16 protein-coding genes are annotated in these 18,551 nt (G+C 59.6%); 9 read left to right on the top strand and 7 right to left on the bottom strand.

Going from position 1 to position 18,551, the window contains the following annotated elements; translation table 11 throughout:
- The 4 genes from crcB to ACA065_RS12000 are packed head-to-tail and all read right to left on the bottom strand — an operon-like array spanning position 1 to position 4,811.
- A complete protein-coding gene (gene crcB, locus ACA065_RS12015) occupies positions 1-375 on the bottom strand; it encodes a fluoride efflux transporter CrcB (RefSeq protein WP_497694690.1) in 375 nt (124 codons plus the stop codon).
- Positions 375-1,697 carry a replication-associated recombination protein A gene (locus ACA065_RS12010; protein WP_497694689.1) on the bottom strand — a complete coding sequence of 441 codons (1,323 nt, stop codon included), beginning with the start codon at positions 1,695-1,697 and terminating at the stop codon, positions 375-377. Before ACA065_RS12010 ends, crcB begins: the two co-directional genes overlap by 1 nt.
- 27 nt (positions 1,698-1,724) lie before the next feature.
- A complete protein-coding gene (lolA, locus tag ACA065_RS12005; RefSeq protein WP_497694688.1) occupies positions 1,725-2,348 on the bottom strand; it encodes an outer membrane lipoprotein periplasmic chaperone LolA in 624 nt (207 codons plus the stop codon).
- Positions 2,349-2,402: 54 nt separating this feature from the next.
- Complete coding sequence (locus ACA065_RS12000; RefSeq protein ID WP_497694687.1) at positions 2,403-4,811, bottom strand: DNA translocase FtsK; 2,409 nt, start codon at positions 4,809-4,811, stop codon at positions 2,403-2,405.
- Positions 4,812-5,306: 495 nt separating this feature from the next.
- On the opposite strand from ACA065_RS12000, the gene aat reads away from it, so the two are divergent.
- From aat to infA, 3 genes are all read left to right on the top strand, one after another.
- Positions 5,307-5,987, top strand: a complete 681-nt coding sequence (gene aat / locus ACA065_RS11995; protein WP_497694686.1) for a leucyl/phenylalanyl-tRNA--protein transferase — start codon at positions 5,307-5,309, stop codon at positions 5,985-5,987.
- Between the two features lie 56 nt (positions 5,988-6,043).
- Complete coding sequence (locus ACA065_RS11990) at positions 6,044-6,751, top strand: arginyltransferase (RefSeq protein ID WP_448651843.1); 708 nt, start codon at positions 6,044-6,046, stop codon at positions 6,749-6,751.
- A 100-nt stretch (positions 6,752-6,851) separates the two neighbouring features.
- Positions 6,852-7,070 carry a translation initiation factor IF-1 gene (gene infA, locus ACA065_RS11985; protein ID WP_002553999.1) on the top strand — a complete coding sequence of 73 codons (219 nt, stop codon included), beginning with the start codon at positions 6,852-6,854 and terminating at the stop codon, positions 7,068-7,070.
- Positions 7,071-7,307: 237 nt separating this feature from the next.
- Here infA and clpA read toward each other — a convergent pair whose 3' ends face one another.
- Positions 7,308-9,578 (bottom strand): ATP-dependent Clp protease ATP-binding subunit ClpA, encoded by a 2,271-nt coding sequence (gene clpA, locus ACA065_RS11980; protein WP_034120239.1) that lies wholly within the window; start codon positions 9,576-9,578, stop codon positions 7,308-7,310.
- A 29-nt stretch (positions 9,579-9,607) separates the two neighbouring features.
- Entirely contained in the window at positions 9,608-9,976 is a 369-nt protein-coding gene (clpS, locus tag ACA065_RS11975) for an ATP-dependent Clp protease adapter ClpS (RefSeq protein WP_005789091.1), read from the bottom strand.
- A gap of 224 nt (positions 9,977-10,200) precedes the next feature.
- On the opposite strand from clpS, the gene cspD reads away from it, so the two are divergent.
- Positions 10,201-10,506: a cold shock domain-containing protein CspD gene (cspD, locus tag ACA065_RS11970; RefSeq protein WP_497694685.1), complete on the top strand. Its 306-nt coding sequence runs from the start codon at positions 10,201-10,203 to the stop codon at positions 10,504-10,506.
- 71 nt (positions 10,507-10,577) lie between these two features.
- On the opposite strand, the gene icd is transcribed toward cspD, so the two are convergent.
- The gene (gene icd / locus ACA065_RS11965) at positions 10,578-11,834 is read right to left on the bottom strand and encodes an NADP-dependent isocitrate dehydrogenase (protein ID WP_065931181.1); all 1,257 of its coding nucleotides are present in this window, start codon (positions 11,832-11,834) and stop codon (positions 10,578-10,580) included.
- Positions 11,835-12,327: 493 nt separating this feature from the next.
- Between icd and ACA065_RS11960 the strand changes: the two genes are divergently transcribed.
- The 5 genes from ACA065_RS11960 to purB all read left to right on the top strand — a co-directional run bounded on the left by ACA065_RS11960 (position 12,328) and on the right by purB (position 18,526).
- Complete coding sequence (locus ACA065_RS11960; protein ID WP_497694684.1) at positions 12,328-14,553, top strand: NADP-dependent isocitrate dehydrogenase; 2,226 nt, start codon at positions 12,328-12,330, stop codon at positions 14,551-14,553.
- A gap of 227 nt (positions 14,554-14,780) precedes the next feature.
- Entirely contained in the window at positions 14,781-15,227 is a 447-nt protein-coding gene (locus tag ACA065_RS11955; protein ID WP_497694683.1) for an NUDIX hydrolase, read from the top strand.
- A 59-nt stretch (positions 15,228-15,286) separates the two neighbouring features.
- Positions 15,287-16,411, top strand: coding sequence for a tRNA 2-thiouridine(34) synthase MnmA (gene mnmA / locus ACA065_RS11950; protein WP_497694682.1), 1,125 nt, complete (start codon positions 15,287-15,289; stop codon positions 16,409-16,411).
- Positions 16,408-17,031: a high frequency lysogenization protein HflD gene (hflD, locus tag ACA065_RS11945; RefSeq protein WP_046068637.1), complete on the top strand. Its 624-nt coding sequence runs from the start codon at positions 16,408-16,410 to the stop codon at positions 17,029-17,031. Before mnmA ends, hflD begins: the two co-directional genes overlap by 4 nt.
- Positions 17,032-17,155: 124 nt before the next feature.
- Positions 17,156-18,526, top strand: coding sequence for an adenylosuccinate lyase (gene purB / locus ACA065_RS11940; RefSeq protein ID WP_497694681.1), 1,371 nt, complete (start codon positions 17,156-17,158; stop codon positions 18,524-18,526).
- Positions 18,527-18,551 lie beyond the last annotated feature (25 nt).

Genomic DNA, 18,551 nt, shown 5'->3' with positions numbered 1-18,551 from the left:
TCAAAGTTTGGTCAAGGACAGGCCGGCCCAGGTGGCGAGCAGCCCGCCGAACACGCTGATGCCCAAGTAGCCGAAGGCAACCAGGGCTTGCCCGCTTTCCAGCAGGCGCAGCGTATCCAGTGAAAAGGATGAAAAGGTCGTCAGACCGCCTACAAAGCCGACAATCAAGCCGGCGCGAATCTCAATCGGCACGTCCGGGCGCAACAGGAACCAACCGTACAACAGCCCGATGATCAAGCAGCCCACCAGGTTGACCGCCAAGGTCGCCGCATAAAAATGCTTCGGCCAATTGGCGCTCACCCAAGTACCGGTGGCGAAACGCAACAATGTACCAGCGATGCCGGCTACGGACACGGCAAGAATTGTCTTGAGCACTACTTTCTCCGCTGTTTGGGGCTGAGGCGATCAAGTTGGGCGAGGTGGTTGAGCTTTTCGCCGATCTTCAGCTCCAGGCCACGGGGCACCGGCTGGTAGAACGGCTGCGGCTCAAGCTCATCGGGGAAATAGTCTTCGCCGGCCGCATAGGCGTCCGGCTCGTCATGGGCATAGCGGTATTCATCGCCGTAGCCCAGTTGCTTCATAAGCTTGGTCGGCGCGTTGCGCAGGTGCAGCGGCACCTCCAGCGAGCCGTGTTCGGCGGCGGCGCGCAGGGCCGACTTGAAACCCATGTACACCGCGTTGCTTTTTGGCGCGCAGGCCAGGTAAGTAATGGCCTGCGCCACCGCCAACTCGCCTTCCGGGCTGCCCAGGCGCTCCTGCACTTCCCAGGCAGCGAGGCACAGGCTCAGCGCACGCGGGTCGGCGTTGCCGATGTCTTCGCTGGCCATGCGTACCACGCGGCGCGCGAGGTACAGCGGGTCGCAACCGCCGTCGATCATCCGCGCAAACCAGTACAGCGCGCCATCCGGGTTGGAACCGCGCACGGATTTGTGCAGCGCCGAGATCTGGTCATAAAAGGCTTCGCCGCCTTTGTCAAAGCGGCGGCGGGTGTCGCCGAGCAGGCTTTGCAACAGGTCGACGCCAATCTCGCTGTTGTCTTCAGCCAGGTCGGAAGCGTTCTCCAGCAGGTTGAGAAAGCGGCGACCGTCGCCATCGGCGGCGCTCATCAAAATCTTGAAGCCTTCGTCGCTGAGACTCAGCTGGCGCTTGCCCAAGCCCTTGTCTTCGCTCAAGGCGCGCTGCAACAGTTTGCGCATCGCCGCTTCGTCCAGGCTCTTGAGCACATAGACCCGCGCCCGCGAGAGCAATGCATTGTTGAGTTCAAACGAAGGGTTTTCGGTGGTTGCGCCGATAAAAATCAGCGTGCCGTCTTCGACATACGGCAAAAACGCGTCCTGCTGCGACTTGTTGAAGCGATGCACTTCATCAACAAATAAAATGGTGCGCTTGCCGTATTGCCCGGCCTGCTGCTTGGCCACCTCAACCGCCTGGCGGATCTCCTTGACCCCGGCCAGCACCGCCGAGACCGTCTCAAAGTGCGCATCCGAGACCTTCGCCAGCAGCCGCGCCAGGGTGGTTTTACCCACGCCCGGCGGCCCCCAGAAAATCATCGAGTGCAGTGCACCCTGCTCCAGGGCTTCGCGCAAAGGTTTGCCGCGAGCGAGCAGGTGTTCTTGCCCGACGTACTCATCCAGGTTGGTCGAACGCAAGCGCGCGGCCAGGGGTTGAGCAATCGGGTCACTTCGAAACAGATCCATGGGCAGCGCTTGAAACCTCTGAGCAGTTTATTCCTGGATCACGTCGGCACCCTTGGGGATGACGAACTTGAACTTGGAGGCATCCACAGCACCGTTGGCCTTGACTGCGGAGAACAGGATGTCGGTGCGCTGACCAACACTGTCGATCAGGCGCATGTTATTGATCACGCCGTTGCCGAACGACAATTGCAGGCTGTCGAACAGCGTGTCCTTGGATTTGGGCTTGAGGGTGAACTCAATCACGTTGCTGGTTTGCTTGGAGGTGATATCAAAGCTGTCGCTGATCTTCGACACATCGCCCGACAGCAGCAGCGCCGGGGTCTGGTTCAAACGCGGGTCAAGCTTCTTGATGGTCGCCTGCTCCAGGTCCGGGTCCCACAGGGTGACTTTCTGGCCGTCGGAAACGATGGTCTGTTCGTTCGGCGCGTCGGTCTTCCAATAGAACAGGCCTGGGCGCTGCACGGCCATTTCACCGGCGGTTTCCTGCAACCGGGTGCCACCGCCATCCAGGGTCAGCTGGGAGAAGCGCGCGGTCAGGGTCTTGGATTTGTCCAACAGGTTGGTCAGGCTGGCCACAGAGGCCGGGTCAGCGTGAGCCGAAACGGCGGTCAGGGCCAGTGCCGGCAACAACAGCATGCGGATAAGACGCATGGGAGTCCTCATTGAGTCGTTAGGGCGTGCCGCGTGCTGCCACGCGGCACGAGATCAGTCGCGCATCTGCCCGGGGGCGATGACTTCGCGCGAACCGTTGGTGTTCATTGCGGTCACGACGCCGGCGTTTTCCATGGATTCGATCATGCGGGCGGCGCGGTTGTAGCCGATTTTCAGTTTGCGCTGCACCGCAGAGATCGAGGCACGGCGGCTTTCCAGCACGAAGGCCACGGCTTCGTCGTACAGCGCGTCGGTTTCGGCGTCATCGTCGCCACCGCTGCTGCCACCGTCGAAGCCGCTGCCGGCCTCTTCGACACCGGCGAGGATATCGTCGTTGTATTCCGGTGCGCCGCGCAGTTTCCAGGCTTCCACCACGCGGTGTACTTCGTCATCGGAAACAAACGCGCCGTGAACCCGGATCGGCAGGCTGGTGCCCGGTGGCATGTAGAGCATGTCACCGTGGCCCAGCAGCTGTTCGGCGCCGCCCTGGTCAATGATGGTGCGCGAGTCAATCTTGCTGGAGACCTGGAACGCCATGCGCGTAGGAATGTTGGCCTTGATCAAGCCGGTGATCACGTCCACCGATGGCCGCTGGGTGGCCAGGATCAAGTGGATACCGGCCGCACGCGCCTTCTGGGCGATACGCGCGATCAGCTCTTCAACCTTCTTGCCGACGATCATCATCATGTCGGCAAATTCGTCGACCACCACCACAATGGTCGGCAGCTTGACCAACAGCGGCGCTTCGTCGTGGATGCTTTCGCGCTTGTACAGCGGATCGGTCAGCGGCGTGCCGGCGTCCTGGGCTTCCTTGACCTTGGCGTTGAAGCCCGACAAGTTACGTACGCCCATCTTCGCCATCAGCTTGTAGCGGCGCTCCATCTCGGCCACGCTCCAGCGCAAGGCGTTGGCGGCGTCCTTCATGTCGGTGACCACCGGGCACAGCAGGTGCGGAATGCCTTCGTAGATCGACAGTTCCAACATCTTCGGGTCGATCATGATCAGCTTGGCGTCATCGGGGCCGGACTTGAACAGGATCGACAGGATCATCGCGTTCACGCCCACGGACTTACCGGAACCGGTCGTACCGGCTACCAGCAAGTGCGGCATCTTCGCCAGGTCGGTGATCACTGGCTTGCCGCCGATGTCGTGGCCCAGGGCCAGGGTGACCGGCGATTTGAAGTTGTCGTATTCCGGCGTCGACAGCACTTCGGAGAAGCGCACGATCTGGCGGTCTTCGTTGGGAATCTCGATGCCCACGGTGGTCTTGCCGGGGATCACTTCCACCACACGTACACTGGTCACGGCCAGGGAACGCGCCAAGTCTTTCGCCAGGTTGGAGATGCGGCTGACCTTGACGCCGGCAGCCGGCTGGATTTCGTAACGGGTAATCACCGGGCCTGGGTGGATCGAATCCACGGAGACTTCGACGCCGAATTCCTTGAGCTTGATTTCCAGCAGATGGCCGACAGCCGCCAGGGACTCCGGGGAATAATTGAGTTGTTTCTTTTCGGCCGGGTCGAGAATCGAGATCGGCGGCAAGGTGCCTTCCACGGCGCTGTCGACAAACAACGGCGCCTGTTTCTCTTTTTGCACGCGATGGCTCGGCTCGGGCGCCTTGGGCGGCGCCGGGGCGATCACTGGCGGCACCTGCTTCTCGCGGTCCGACATGTGCTTGCTCAGGGCCTGCTCGCGTTCGATCAGGCGTTCCTTGACCTTGGCCTGCTCGCGCCGGTCCGGGGTGGTCGGGGCTACCACCTCATTGACGCGGGTATCCACCTCGCGCAGCTGCGCAACCATGCGTTTGCGATCAACGCGGGCCGACCACCAGCGGTTGGCGGCGCCCTGGAACAATTCGAGCAGGTCGAGGGTGATCTTGCCGGTCACGTCCATCACCTTGAACCACGACAGGTCGGTGAACACCGTGAGGCCGAACAGGAACAATGCGATAAACATCAAGGTGCTGCCCTGGATGTTCAGGGTCTTGCGCGCCAGATCGCCGAGGCTTTCGCCCAGCGCACCGCCCGCGCCCGCCGGCAGGCCGGTGGGTGCATGGAAGTGAATATGTGCCAACGCGGCGCCGGACAGCACCAGGAACACCAGGCCGATCAAGCGCCAGGAGAACAGCCAGCCGCTCCACTGCCACGGCTCGTGACGCTGGCGGAAGATCTGCCAGGTCTTGATCGCCAGCAGCAGCGGGAAGATATACGCGAAGTAACCCAACACCATAAACAGGATGTCGGCGCTGTAGGAACCGGCGGGGCCGCCGAAGTTCTGCACGTCTTCGATCTTGCTGTTGTGGCTCCAGCCTGGATCGTCCTTGCCATAGGTGAGCAAGGCCATCATCAGGAACAGGCACAGCGCGCCGATGGCGATCAGTGCGCCTTCCTTGAGTCGGTAGTGCAGGTGCTGGCGCCAGGCCGGCACGACTGCTGCTTTAGGTGTTGCGGCGGATTTCTTCAAAACGGGTCTTTTCCTGCGCCTTTAGCGCGTCCATCTGTTGAATGACTGCAATACTGCCCAATCCGAGCAGCTGAAAATTAACCACTATCGGTGAATCTACGTTTAACACCCGGTGATATTCGGGCGAAATGGCGATAACGCCATAATGGCCGCATTGTACGGGTTTGCGCCCACGATGCCACGCCCTTGCCCATCACCGCACAGCATAGACAATTCAAGTGTCACAGCATGTTCAATTTGAGCATGCATTGTCTTTGCTGACAAAGGCTTATGAGCTGTTTTTAGCAATCCAGGCAAGCTTGGCAAATGGCCTGCATGCGCCAGACCCGATTACGACCGCGCCCAAGGGGTAGAGTTGCAGCAACACGCGCTCACGCTAATCCGGGCCGATGTCCGATTCGGGCTGGCCCCACAGCGCTGCGTCGACAATAATCATCTCTCTTGCGGCAGGCGACCTACCTGCCACTGCCCTCCCCTTCCGTAAGCCTGGATGCCATGCTGACCTGGTTGCAACGCGATTCCCTGACTTTTCCGCCGCTGGCCAAGGCCATGCGCGAACCCAATGGCCTGCTTGCCGCCGGTGGCGACTTGTCGGCCGAACGACTGATCCAGGCCTACCGACACGGCTGCTTTCCGTGGTTTTCCGAAGGCCAGCCCATCCTCTGGTGGTCACCGGACCCGCGCACGGTGATATTTCCCGACGAGCTGCACATCTCGCGCAGTCTCGGCAAATTGTTGCGCCAGCAGCGTTACACCGTGACCTTTGACCAGGACTTCGCCGCCGTCATCCAAGCGTGCGCCGCGCCACGCAGCTATGCCGATGGCACCTGGATCACCGAAGGCATCCAAAGCGCCTACCTGGCGCTGCACCAGCGCGGTTACGCGCATTCCGTGGAGGTGTGGGACCAGGGAGAACTGGTCGGCGGCCTGTATGGCCTGGCGATGGGCCAATTGTTCTTTGGCGAGTCGATGTTCAGCCGCGCCGATAACGCTTCAAAATTCGGCTTCGCCACGCTGACTCGGCAGCTGCAGGCCTGGGGTTTTGTGCTGATTGACTGCCAAATGCCCAATGACCACCTGCACAGCCTCGGTGCCCGCGCCATACCGCGCAGCGACTTTGCTGGCTTCCTGCACAACCATTTGGACCAACCCAGCTCTGGACCGTGGGTTTCCTAGGCGACTTCCTCGCACCTGGCTTACACTTATTTCAAAGCTTACCCCGAGGGTTGATCATGACCGAGCTGGCGCGCTTGAAGTTTTATGCCACTCAAGCCCACTCTTGCAGCTATCTGCCCGACGAGCAGGCCACCACGCTGTTCCTCGACCCCAGCCAGCCAATGGACGTGCACGTGTATGCCGACCTGTCGGAGATGGGGTTTCGGCGCAGCGGCGATCACCTGTACCGCCCCCATTGCCAGAACTGCAATGCGTGCGTGCCGGCGCGCATCCCGGCTGCGCAATTTTTGCCGGACCGCAACCAGAAACGCATCCTCAAGCGCAATGCAGACCTGACGATCACCGCCACCAAGCCGCACTTCAGCGAAGAATATTTCGACCTCTACCAGCGCTACATCGAGCAACGTCATGCCGACGGCGACATGTTCCCGCCCAGCCGCGATCAGTTTTCGACGTTCCTGGTGCGCGACCTGCCCTTTTCGCGTTTCTACGAGTTCCGCCTGGACGGGCGCCTGCTGGCGGTCGCTGTGACCGACTTGCTGCCCAACGGCCTGTCGGCGGTGTACACCTTCTATGAGCCGGCCGAAGAACGCCGCAGCCTGGGACGCTTTGCGATCCTGTGGCAAATCGGCGAAGCCCTGCGCCAGGAACTGGAAGCGGTGTACCTCGGATACTGGATCAAAAACTGCAAAAAGATGAACTACAAGACCCAATATCGGCCCATTGAGCTACTGATTAATCAAAGATGGGTAACGCTTAACTAGAACCCCTTGGCTTAAACACCCTTTTTCGGGCACAATGCACGCCGCTTTTGCCTGGCGCAGTTGCACCGGGCCATTCACTGGATACCGAGGGCTTTACTGCATGTCGAAAGAAGACAGCTTCGAAATGGAAGGCACTGTCGTCGACACCCTGCCCAACACCATGTTTCGTGTGGAGTTGGAAAATGGGCACGTCGTAACCGCGCATATCTCCGGCAAGATGCGCAAGAACTACATTCGTATTCTTACCGGCGACAAAGTGCGCGTCGAGCTGACGCCCTATGACTTGAGCAAAGGGCGCATCACTTACCGCGCTCGTTAATCAAGTCAATACAAAACGCCCGGTTATGCCGGGCGTTTTTGTGTGTGCGCTGTTTACCTGACACCACAAAATCCTGTGGGAGCGGGCTTGCTCGCGAAGGCGGTGTGCCCGTTACAGATGAGTCAACTGATCGGCCGCCTTCGCGAGCAAGCCCGCTCCCACATTTGATCTTCGGTGCCTGGGACAGACAGCAAAAAGGCGCCTTTCGGCGCCTTTTTGCTGTGTTGCAGTTCGCTATCAGGCCATTTCTGCCGTGGTTTCGAACTCGAAGGTCAGCTCGCCGTCCTTCAGGTCGATGTGCACCACACCGCCATGGTCGGAAAGCTCGCCGAACAGGATCTCTTCGGCCAGCGGCCGCTTGATCTTGTCCTGAATCAGACGCGCCATTGGGCGAGCGCCCATTGCCGCGTCGTAGCCACCTTCGGCGATCCAACTGCGCGCCGCTTCCGTCACATCCAGCTGCACGCGCTTGTCTTCCAACTGCGCTTGAAGCTCGGTAAGGAACTTGTCCACCACGCTTTTGATAACCTCATGGCTGAGGCGACCAAATTGGATAATGGTGTCCAGACGGTTGCGGAACTCCGGCGTGAAGCTTTTCTTGATCACTTCCATCGCATCGGAAGAGTGATCCTGATGCGTAAAGCCGATCGAAGCCCGCGCGGCGGTTTCGGCGCCGGCGTTGGTGGTCATGATCACGATCACGTTGCGAAAGTCCGCCTTGCGCCCGTTGTTGTCGGTCAGGGTGCCGTGGTCCATGACCTGCAGCAGCAGGTTGAAGACTTCCGGGTGGGCCTTCTCGATTTCATCGAGGAGCAATACGCAGTGCGGCTGTTTGGTGATCGCCTCGGTCAACAGGCCGCCCTGGTCGAACCCGACATAGCCCGGAGGCGCACCGATCAGGCGCGACACGGTGTGGCGCTCCATGTATTCGGACATGTCGAAGCGTACCAATTCGATCCCCATGGCCTTGGCCAACTGCCGCGCCGCTTCGGTCTTGCCGACGCCGGTCGGGCCTGCGAACAGGAACGAACCGACAGGCTTGTCCGGCGACTTGAGGCCCGCGCGCGACAACTTGATCGCGGTGGACAGCGCATCGATGGCAGCATCCTGACCGAACACGGTGAGCTTGAGGTCGCGCTCCAGGTTACGCAGCAGCTCCTTGTCGGAACTGTTGACGTGTTTTGGCGGAATCCGCGCGATCTTCGCCACGATGTCCTCGACTTGAGGCACGTCGATGCGCTTCACACGTTTCTCAACCGGCTGCAGGCGCTGGTAGGCACCCGCCTCGTCGATCACGTCGATAGCCTTGTCCGGCATGTGCCGGTCATTGATGTAACGCGACGCCAGCTCAGCAGCGGCACGCAGCGCCTCATCGGTGTACTCGATGCCGTGGTGCGCTTCGAAACGCCCCTTGAGACCGCGCAGGATGCCGATGGTGTCTTCAACCGAAGGCTCGGACACGTCGACTTTCTGGAAGCGGCGTGCCAAGGCACGGTCTTTCTCGAAAATGCCACGGAATTCCTGGAACGTGGTCGAACCGATGCAGCGGATATCACCCGAGGACAGCAGCGGCTTGAGCAGGTTCGAGGCATCCATCACCCCACCGGATGCCGCACCGGCACCAATAATGGTGTGGATTTCATCAATAAACAGGATCGCCTGCGGGCGTTTTTTCAGCTCGCCGAGCAGCGCTTTGAAGCGCTTCTCGAAATCGCCACGGTACTTGGTCCCGGCGAGCAACGCGCCCAGGTCCAGGGAGTAGACAACGCTGTTGGCCAGCAGGTCAGGCACCTGGTTATCGACAATGCGCTTGGCCAGGCCTTCAGCGATCGCGGTTTTACCCACACCCGCCTCACCCACCAGCAACGGATTGTTCTTGCGACGACGCGCGAGGATCTGCGCTACACGCTCAACCTCAAGCTCACGCCCCACCAGCGGATCGATCCGCCCCTGGCGCGCCAGTTCATTGAGGTTGCTGGCATAGGCATCCAGTGGATTGCCCGAAGAAGAAGACTCACCGCCCTCGTCGTCCTGCATATCCTGCTCACCCTCGGAATGATCGCCGTGCCCAGGCACTTTGGAGATACCGTGGGCGATGTAGTTGACGACATCAATACGGGCAACGCTCTGCTGTTTCAGCAGGAACACCGCCTGGCTTTCCTGTTCGCTGAAGATCGCCACAAGCACATTGGCGCCTGTGACTTCACGCTTACCGGAGCTCTGTACATGGAAAACAGCGCGCTGCAATACCCGCTGGAAGCCCAGGGTTGGCTGGGTTTCGCGGTCCTCGTCATGCACGGGGATCAGTGGCGTTGTGGAGTCGATAAACTCCTGCAGGTCATGCTTGAGTTTGTCGAGGTTGGCGCCGCACGCACGTAGAACGGTGGCGGCAGCTTCGTTATCCAAAAGTGCCAGCAGCAGGTGTTCGACGGTCATGAATTCATGACGCTTCGAACGGGCCTCCTTGAAGGCAAGATTGAGGGTGACTTCGAGCTCGCGGTTTAACATAGCTTCACCTCATACCCAAGTGGTCGGCGTTAACCGTCCTTCTCGATTTCACAGAGTAGCGGATGCTGGCTTTCCCTGGCGTACTGGTTGACCTGCATTGCCTTTGTCTCGGCGATGTCACGGGTAAACACTCCACATACTGCCCGTCCTTCTGTGTGAACGGCCAGCATTACCTTGGTCGCCAACTCGCGGTTCAGGTTAAAAAACACCTCGAGTACTTCGACCACGAAATCCATCGGTGTGTAGTCATCATTGAACAAAACCACCTTGTACATCGGCGGCGCCTGTAAGGCAGGCTTCGCCTCCTGAACAGCAATGCCTGCAGAACCGTCGTCATCATGTTCCTGATCCGGGCGATCCTGATTGAATGTTAGTCGAATCTGGCTGTTTGCATGCATGGAAAGAAAGGTTCGTCAGTGGTTCAAATACAGTGGTGGGGGCGACCTGTCAGAATTTCAACTCTGACTATACGGTCGCCTTGACTATCGGCGAATCGGTGTTACAACCAATAGAGCCCACAGTGGGTAAAAAAGGTCCGCGCAGTCAACCTTATTTATTCGGGTTAGGACGGATAAACTGGATGATACTCCAGTGATGGAGTCTGGTGCAGAGGGATATGGTTATGTCTGGCGTCAAGATCGGAAAGGTCAAATGGTTCAACAATGCCAAAGGGTATGGCTTTATCAATGAAGACGGTAAGACCGAAGACCTCTTCGCGCATTACTCAGCGATCACCATGGAGGGGTACAAGACGCTGAAAGCGGGCCAAGCCGTACAGTTCGACATCGTTCAGGGCCCCAAAGGCCTCCACGCTGTCGCCATCTGCGCAGCATGCGTGGCTGAACTTAGAAAAGCCCACGACGACACTCACGACAAGGGGCTCAAGACTGATCAACCTACTCAATCAAAAAAGAAACAAACGGCCTGATCAGCGCTTGAACAACTAAAAAACCGGCGGCCTGATTCATCAGAGCCGCCGGTTTTTTTATAGCCTCAGACTCACATATGCGAAATCAACGCATCGCCAAAGCCCGAGGACGACACCAACTTGGCGCCCTCCATCAAGCGCTCGAAGTCATAGGTCACGGTCTTGGCCGAAATGGCGCCATTGGTGCCCTTGATAATCAAGTCAGCCGCTTCCGTCCAGCCCATGTGCCGCAGCATCATTTCTGCCGACAGAATCAATGAACCCGGGTTGACCTGATCCTTGCCGGCATACTTGGGCGCAGTGCCGTGGGTGGCTTCGAACATGGCCACGGTGTCCGACAGGTTGGCCCCCGGTGCAATACCGATACCGCCCACCTCCGCCGCCAGGGCGTCGGAAAGGTAGTCACCGTTAAGGTTGAGCGTAGCGATCACATCATACTCAGCCGGACGCAGCAGGATTTGCTGAAGCATGGCGTCGGCAATTGCGTCCTTGACCACCACATTCTTGCCGGTTTTCGGGTTTTTGAACTGCATCCATGGGCCGCCGTCGAGCAGGGTCGCGCCAAACTCTTTCTCGGCGATGCCGTAGGCCCATTCTTTGAAGGCACCCTCGGTGAACTTCATGATGTTGCCTTTGTGCACGATGGTCAGCGAATCACGGTCGTTATCCACTACATATTGCAGGGCTTTGCGCGCCAGGCGCTCGGTGCCCTCTTTGGAAACTGGCTTGATGCCAATCCCGCAGTCCTGATCGAAGCGGATTTTGGTGACACCCATTTCTTCTTTCAAGAACTTGATGACCTTGATCGCCTCCGGCGAACCGGCTTTCCATTCGATACCGGCGTAAATATCCTCGGAGTTCTCACGGAAAATAGTCATGTCAACATCGCCGGGCTTCTTGACCGGGCTGGGCACACCTTCAAACCACCGCACCGGGCGCAGGCACACATACAGGTCGAGCTGTTGGCGCAGCGCCACGTTCAACGAACGAATGCCACCACCGACCGGGGTCGTCAACGGGCCTTTGATGGAAACCACGTAGTCCTTGACCGCATCCAGGGTTTCCTGGGGCAGCCAGGTGTCCTGGTCGTAAACTTGAGTTGCTTTCTCGCCGGCATACACCTCCATCCAGGAGATTTTGCGCTTGCCGCCATAAGCCTTTTCAACAGCTGCGTCGACTACCTTGATCATCACCGGGCTGATGTCGACGCCAATACCGTCACCTTCTATATAAGGGATGATCGGTTGATCAGGAACATTGAGAGAATGGTCTGCATTGACGGTGATTTTGTCGCCGACTGCCGGAACCTGAATCTTCTTGTATCCCATGCTGAACTCCATCTATGGATTGAACATCTGGCTGCGTTCGAGCCTACTCCAGATAAAAGGCGACTGAAACCTCGCGCCCCGCTCATTTGCCTCGAAAACAGCATAATTTGTCGCCTACAAGCCTGAAAGAAACGGCAAAATCGCCAATCTTGAGCATATCGTGCGACTTTGGTCGCACCTGGCAACCTGCGACCTTTAGACCAATGGACGACACACCTTTTGTATGAAGGCTCGGCGTAAGCATAGCGACCTATGTATAATGCCGCCGCTGACCCAAGAGTCACGACGGTGGACCGCTCTAGAACGATGCCCTCCGCCAGAAAGCAGGACTACTACAATAGTCCACCCGCTTGACGCTCGACTGATGCAACCCAACATCACCGCGAAGAAACCTCGACATTTCGCTCATGGATGACTTTGAACGAACGCGCTCCACCCGGCGCATCTCGAGTTTCTGCGCACGCTTTCAGCAAAGAAGAGAGTTAATCCGAATATGCCCACCCGCTCGAAGATCATCTACACCTTCACCGACGAAGCCCCAGCCCTCGCCACCTATTCACTGCTGCCTATCGTAGAGGCCTTCACCGCTTCCGCTGATATTGCTGTGGAAACCCGCGACATTTCCCTCGCCGCGCGCATCCTCGCAAGCTTCCCCGAGCAACTGGGCGCCAAGGCTATCCCGGACCACCTCGCCGAACTGGGCGACCTGGCCGTTACGCCTGAAGCCAACATCATCAAGCTGCCTAACATCAGCGCCTCGACGCCGCAGCTGCAAGCGGCGATCAAGGAACTGCAGGCCCAGGGCTACGCCCTGCCGGACTACCCGGAAACCGTAACCACCGACGCGGAAAAAGAAACCCGTGCACGTTACGACAAGGTCAAGGGCAGCGCCGTGAACCCGGTACTGCGCGAAGGCAACTCCGACCGCCGCGCACCGCTGTCGGTCAAGAACTATGCGCGCAAGCACCCGCACAAAATGGGCGCCTGGGCAGCTGACTCCAAGTCGCACATCGCGCACATGAGCAACGGCGACTTCTACGGCAGCGAAAAAGCCGTACAGATCGAAGCCGCTGACGCGGTGAAGATCGAGCTGATCGCCAAAGACGGCACCGCGACCGTCTTGAAAGAAAAGACCTCGCTACAGGCCGGCGAAATCATCGACACCGCCGTGCTGAGCAAAAAAGCCCTGCGCAGCTTCATCGCCGCTGAAATCGAAGACGCCAAGAAACAAGGCGTGCTGCTGTCGGTTCACCTCAAAGCCACCATGATGAAGGTCTCCGACCCGATCATGTTCGGCCAGATCGTTGCCGAGTTCTATAAAGACGCCCTGGCCAAGCACGCCCCGTTGCTTGCGCAGATCGGCTTCAACCTGAACAACGGCATCGGCGACCTGTACGCTCGCATCAAGGCCCTGCCTGCCGAGCAACAGGCGCAAATCGAAGCTGACATTCAAGCGGTCTACGCCGCTCGCCCATCGCTGGCGATGGTCAACTCCGACAAAGGCATCACCAACCTGCACGTGCCGAGCGACGTTATTGTCGACGCCTCGATGCCGGCCATGATCCGTGACTCCGGCAAAATGTGGGGCACCGACGGCCAGCTGCACGACACCAAGGCGGTGATCCCGGATCGCTGCTACGCCACCATCTACCAAGCCGTCATCGAAGACTGCAAGGCCAATGGCGCTTTCGACCCAACCACCATGGGCAGCGTGCCAAACGTTGGCCTGATGGCGAAGAAAGCCGAAGAGTACGGCTCCCACGACAAGACCTTCCAGATCAAGGCTGACGGCGTTGTCCGCGTCACCGACAGCAAGGGCAACCTGCTGATGGAACAGGCTGTTGAAGCCGGCGACATCTTCCGCATGTGCCAGACCCAAGACGCGCCGATCCAGGACTGGGTCAAACTGGCCGTCAATCGTGCCCGCGCCAGCAACACCCCGGCCATCTTCTGGCTGGACCCACAGCGCGCGCACGACGGCGTGGTAGTCGAGAAGGTTCAAGCCTACCTCAAAGACCACAACACCGACGGCCTGGACATCCGCATCATGTCGCCGGTCGACGCGATGAAGTTCACCCTGGAGCGCACCCGCAAGGGCCTGGACACCATCTCGGTGACCGGTAACGTATTGCGCGACTACCTGACCGACCTGTTCCCGATCATGGAACTGGGCACCAGCGCCAAGATGCTGTCGATTGTGCCGCTGATGAATGGCGGCGGCCTGTTCGAAACCGGCGCCGGCGGTTCGGCTCCCAAGCACGTGCAGCAACTGGTTGAAGAAAACTTCCTGCGCTGGGATTCCCTGGGCGAGTTCCTGGCCCTGGCGGCCTCCCTTGAGCATTTGGGTGTGACGTACAACAACCCGAAAGCCCTGGTACTCTCCAAGACCCTGGACCAGGCCACCGGCCAGTTCCTTGACAACAACAAGTCGCCATCGCGCAAAGTTGGCAACATCGACAACCGCGGCAGCCACTTCTACCTGGCGCTGTACTGGGCTCAAGCCCTGGCCGCCCAGACCGAAGACACTGCACTGCAAGCGCAGTTCGGCGAACTGGCCAAAACCCTGAGCGACAACGAGGCGACCATCGTTGCCGAGCTGAACGCCGTACAGGGCAAGCCAGTGGACATCGGCGGCTACTACGCGCCGAGCCCAGAGCTGACCAGCAAAGCCATGCGTCCAAGCAACACCCTCAACGCGGCCATTGCCAAGTTGAAGTAAGGTTGTAAGGATGCAAAGAAGCCCCGGCCCCGTGCCGGGGCTTCTGTTTGTGCCCAGCGTTTTTTTTCTGAAACAACCGGATAAAAATGTGGGAGCGGGCTTGCTCGCGAATGCGGTGTACCAGTCGCCCGATGCATAATCTGACCCACCGCATTCGCGAGCAAGCCCGCTCCCACACTGACCGGTGCCGACAGTAAAATTCCTGCACACTTGATCGAGGCCGTTTTATGACCTGGCAACCCCACATCACCGTCGCCACTATCGTCGAAGACAACGGCCGCTTCCTGATGGTCGAAGAGCTCAAAGGCGGCCGCGCCGTGCTCAATCAGCCTGCCGGCCACCTGGACCCGAACGAAACCCTGACCGAAGCCGCCATGCGCGAAACCCTCGAAGAAACCGGCTGGGACGTCGAAGCCACCGGCATTGTCGGGATCTACCTGTACACCGCGCCCAGCAATGGCGTGACCTATCAGCGCGTGTGCTTCACCGCCAGGGCCTTGAAACACCACCCGGACTATCAGCTCGACGACGGCATCGTCCGCGCCCGCTGGCTGACCCGTGACGAGCTGATGGCCCTGCGCGACGACTGGCGCAGCGAGCTGATCATCCGCTGTATCGATGATTATCTGGCCGGCCAGCGCCACAGTCTCGAATTGATCCGCCCTTCTCTTTAGCCTTGCGGGCGCGAGCCTGCTAGAATCGCGTCCTTTTTCAAGACACCCGTTGAAACCCTATGCGTGATCCAGCCCCTTCTGACACACAAAAGAAGCGCGTCATCGTCGGCATGTCCGGCGGCGTGGATTCTTCCGTTTCCGCCGTTCTGCTCATGGAGCAGGGTTATGAGGTGGAAGGCCTGTTCATGAAGAACTGGGAAGAAGACGATGGAACGGAATATTGCACCGCCATGGACGACCTGGCGGACGCCCAGGCCGTGTGTGACAAGATCGGTATCAAGCTGCACACCGCCAACTTCGCCGCCGAGTACTGGGACAACGTGTTCGAGCACTTCCTGGCCGAATACAAGGCCGGCCGCACGCCGAACCCGGACATCCTGTGTAACCGCGAAATCAAGTTCAAGGCGTTCCTCGACTACGCCATGATCCTGGGTGCCGACCTCATCGCCACCGGCCACTACGTGCGCCGTCGCGACGTTGATGGCCGCACAGAGCTGCTCAAAGGCCTGGACCCGAACAAGGACCAGAGCTACTTCCTGCACGCCGTCGGCGGCGAACAGATCGCCAAGACCCTGTTCCCGGTGGGCGAGCTGGAAAAACCCGAAGTGCGCAAGATTGCCGAGCAGCACGGCCTGGCCACCGCCAAGAAAAAGGACTCCACTGGGATCTGCTTTATCGGCGAGCGCCGCTTCAGCGATTTCCTCAAGCAGTACCTGCCGGCACAACCGGGCGAAATCAAAACCACCGAAGGTGAGGTCATTGGCCGCCACCACGGCCTGATGTACCACACCATTGGCCAGCGCCAGGGCCTGGGCATCGGCGGTTTGAAAGACGCCGGTGAAGAGCCGTGGTACGTGCTGGTCAAGGATCTTGAGAACAACGTGCTGATCGTTGGCCAGGGCAATGAACACCCGTTGCTGTTTTCCGGCGCCCTGCTCGCCTCCGAGATCTATTGGGTCAACCCAATCGACCTGAGCACCCCGCGCCGCCTGACCGCCAAAGTGCGCTATCGCCAGAGCGACCAGCCCTGCACCCTGGAAAAAACCGCCAACGGCTATCGCGCCACCTTTGATGACCCGCAACGCGCGGTCACACCCGGCCAGTCCGTGGTGTTCTATGACGGCGAAATTTGCCTGGGTGGCGGTGTGATTGAAGTCGCCGAAGCCTGGAGCAACCCGGCATGAGCCCGACCCAGGAGCAATTGACCGCACTGGGCGGGGTTTTCCTCGCTGCGGTGCTCGTAGACAAGATCGCCAAGACTGGCCAGGTCACCGAGGCAGGCCTGACCTGCATGCTCGGCAGCCTGCTGATCCGCGACCCCAAGGACACCTTGGAGGTCTACGGTGGCGACGATCTGGCGTTGCGTGAAGGTTATCGCGCGCTGATTGGCGCCCTGGAGCGCGACCCCAGCACTCTGCAGCGTGAGCCCTTGCGCTACGCCCTGTCGATGCTCGGCCTTGAGCGCCAGCTGGCCAAGCGTGACGACATGCTCGAAACCATCGGCAAGCGCCTGCCGCAGATCCAATCCCAGGTGGAACACTTCGGCCCGGCCCACGAAAACGTGATCGCCGCCTGTGGCGCGCTGTACCAGGACACCTTGAGCACCTTGCGCCAGCGCATTCAGGTGCACGGCGACATGCGCAACCTGCAACAACCGAACAACGCCTCGAAAATCCGCGCCCTGCTCCTGGCCGGTATTCGTTCGGCGCGGTTGTGGCGCCAGTTGGGCGGTCATCGCTGGCAGTTAGTGATCAGCCGACGCAAATTGCTCAAAGAGCTTTACCCGTTGATGCGCAACGAATAAGTCGCAGCAACCTGATTGTTTATCGCCTCACGCGTAATACGCCGGTCAGTTGGCAACGGACCGGCGGATTTTTTCATGTATGATACGCGCCCCATTTCGTTGCCCGACTGTCCGAGAACACCCCATGCAGCTTTCTTCGCTCACTGCGGTTTCCCCTGTTGACGGCCGCTACGCCGGCAAAACCCAGGCCCTGCGCCCTATTTTCAGCGAATACGGCTTGATCCGTGCGCGTGTCCTGGTTGAAGTGCGCTGGCTCCAGCGCCTCGCCGCCCACTCTGCCATCAGCGAAGTGCCGGCGTTTTCCGCCGAAGCCAACGCTGTATTGAACAGCCTGGCGGAAAACTTCTCCCTGGAGCACGCCGAGCGTGTGAAAGAGATCGAGCGCACCACCAACCACGACGTTAAAGCCATCGAATACCTGCTCAAAGAGCAAGCGGCCAAGCTGCCGGAACTGGCCAAGGTCAGCGAGTTCATCCACTTTGCCTGCACCAGCGAGGACATCAACAACCTGTCCCACGCCCTGATGCTGCGCGAAGGCCGTGATGACGTGATGCTGCCGCTGATGCGCCAGACCGCCAACGCCATTCGCGAACTGGCCATCCGTTTCGCCGACGTGCCGATGCTGTCGCGCACCCACGGTCAGCCGGCCTCGCCGACCACGCTGGGTAAAGAACTGGCCAACGTGGTGTACCGCCTGGAGCGCCAGATCGCTCAAGTCGCCGCCGTACCGCTGCTGGGCAAGATCAACGGCGCCGTGGGCAACTACAACGCCCACCTCTCGGCCTACCCGGAAATCGACTGGGAAGAAAACGCCCGCGCCTTCATCGAAGACGAGCTGGGCCTGGGCTTCAACCCGTACACCACGCAGATCGAACCGCACGACTACATTGCCGAGCTGTTCGACGCCATTGCGCGCTTCAACACCATCCTGATCGACTTTGATCGCGATATCTGGGGCTACATCTCCCTGGGCTACTTCAAGCAGCGCACCATTGCCGGTGAGATCGGTTCGTCGACCATGCCGCACAAGGTCAACCCGATTGACTTCGAAAACTCCGAAGGCAACCTCGGCATCGCCAACGCCCTGTTCCAGCACCTGGCCAGCAAGTTGCCGATCTCCCGCTGGCAGCGCGACCTGACCGACTCCACCGTACTGCGCAACCTCGGCGTGGGCTTCGCTCACAGCGTGATCGCGTACGAAGCCAGCCTCAAGGGCATCAGCAAGCTGGAACTCAACGCGCAGAAAATCGCCGCTGACCTGGACGCGTGCTGGGAAGTATTGGCCGAGCCGATCCAGACCGTGATGCGCCGCTACAACATCGAAAACCCCTACGAGAAGCTCAAAGAATTGACGCGCGGCAAGGGCATCAGCCCCGAGGCGCTGCAAACTTTCATCGACGGCCTGGACATGCCAGCCGCTGCCAAGGCCGAGCTGAAACTGCTCACCCCGGCCAACTACATCGGCAACGCGGTGGCCCAAGCCAAGCGCATCTGATTTAGCGCAAGCCCTCTTGAGACGC

The sequence above is a fragment of the Pseudomonas sp. LBUM1640 genome (assembly GCF_059716225.1).
The sequence above is the reverse complement of the archived record's forward strand: the minus strand, read 5'-3'. Positions and strand labels throughout refer to the sequence as shown.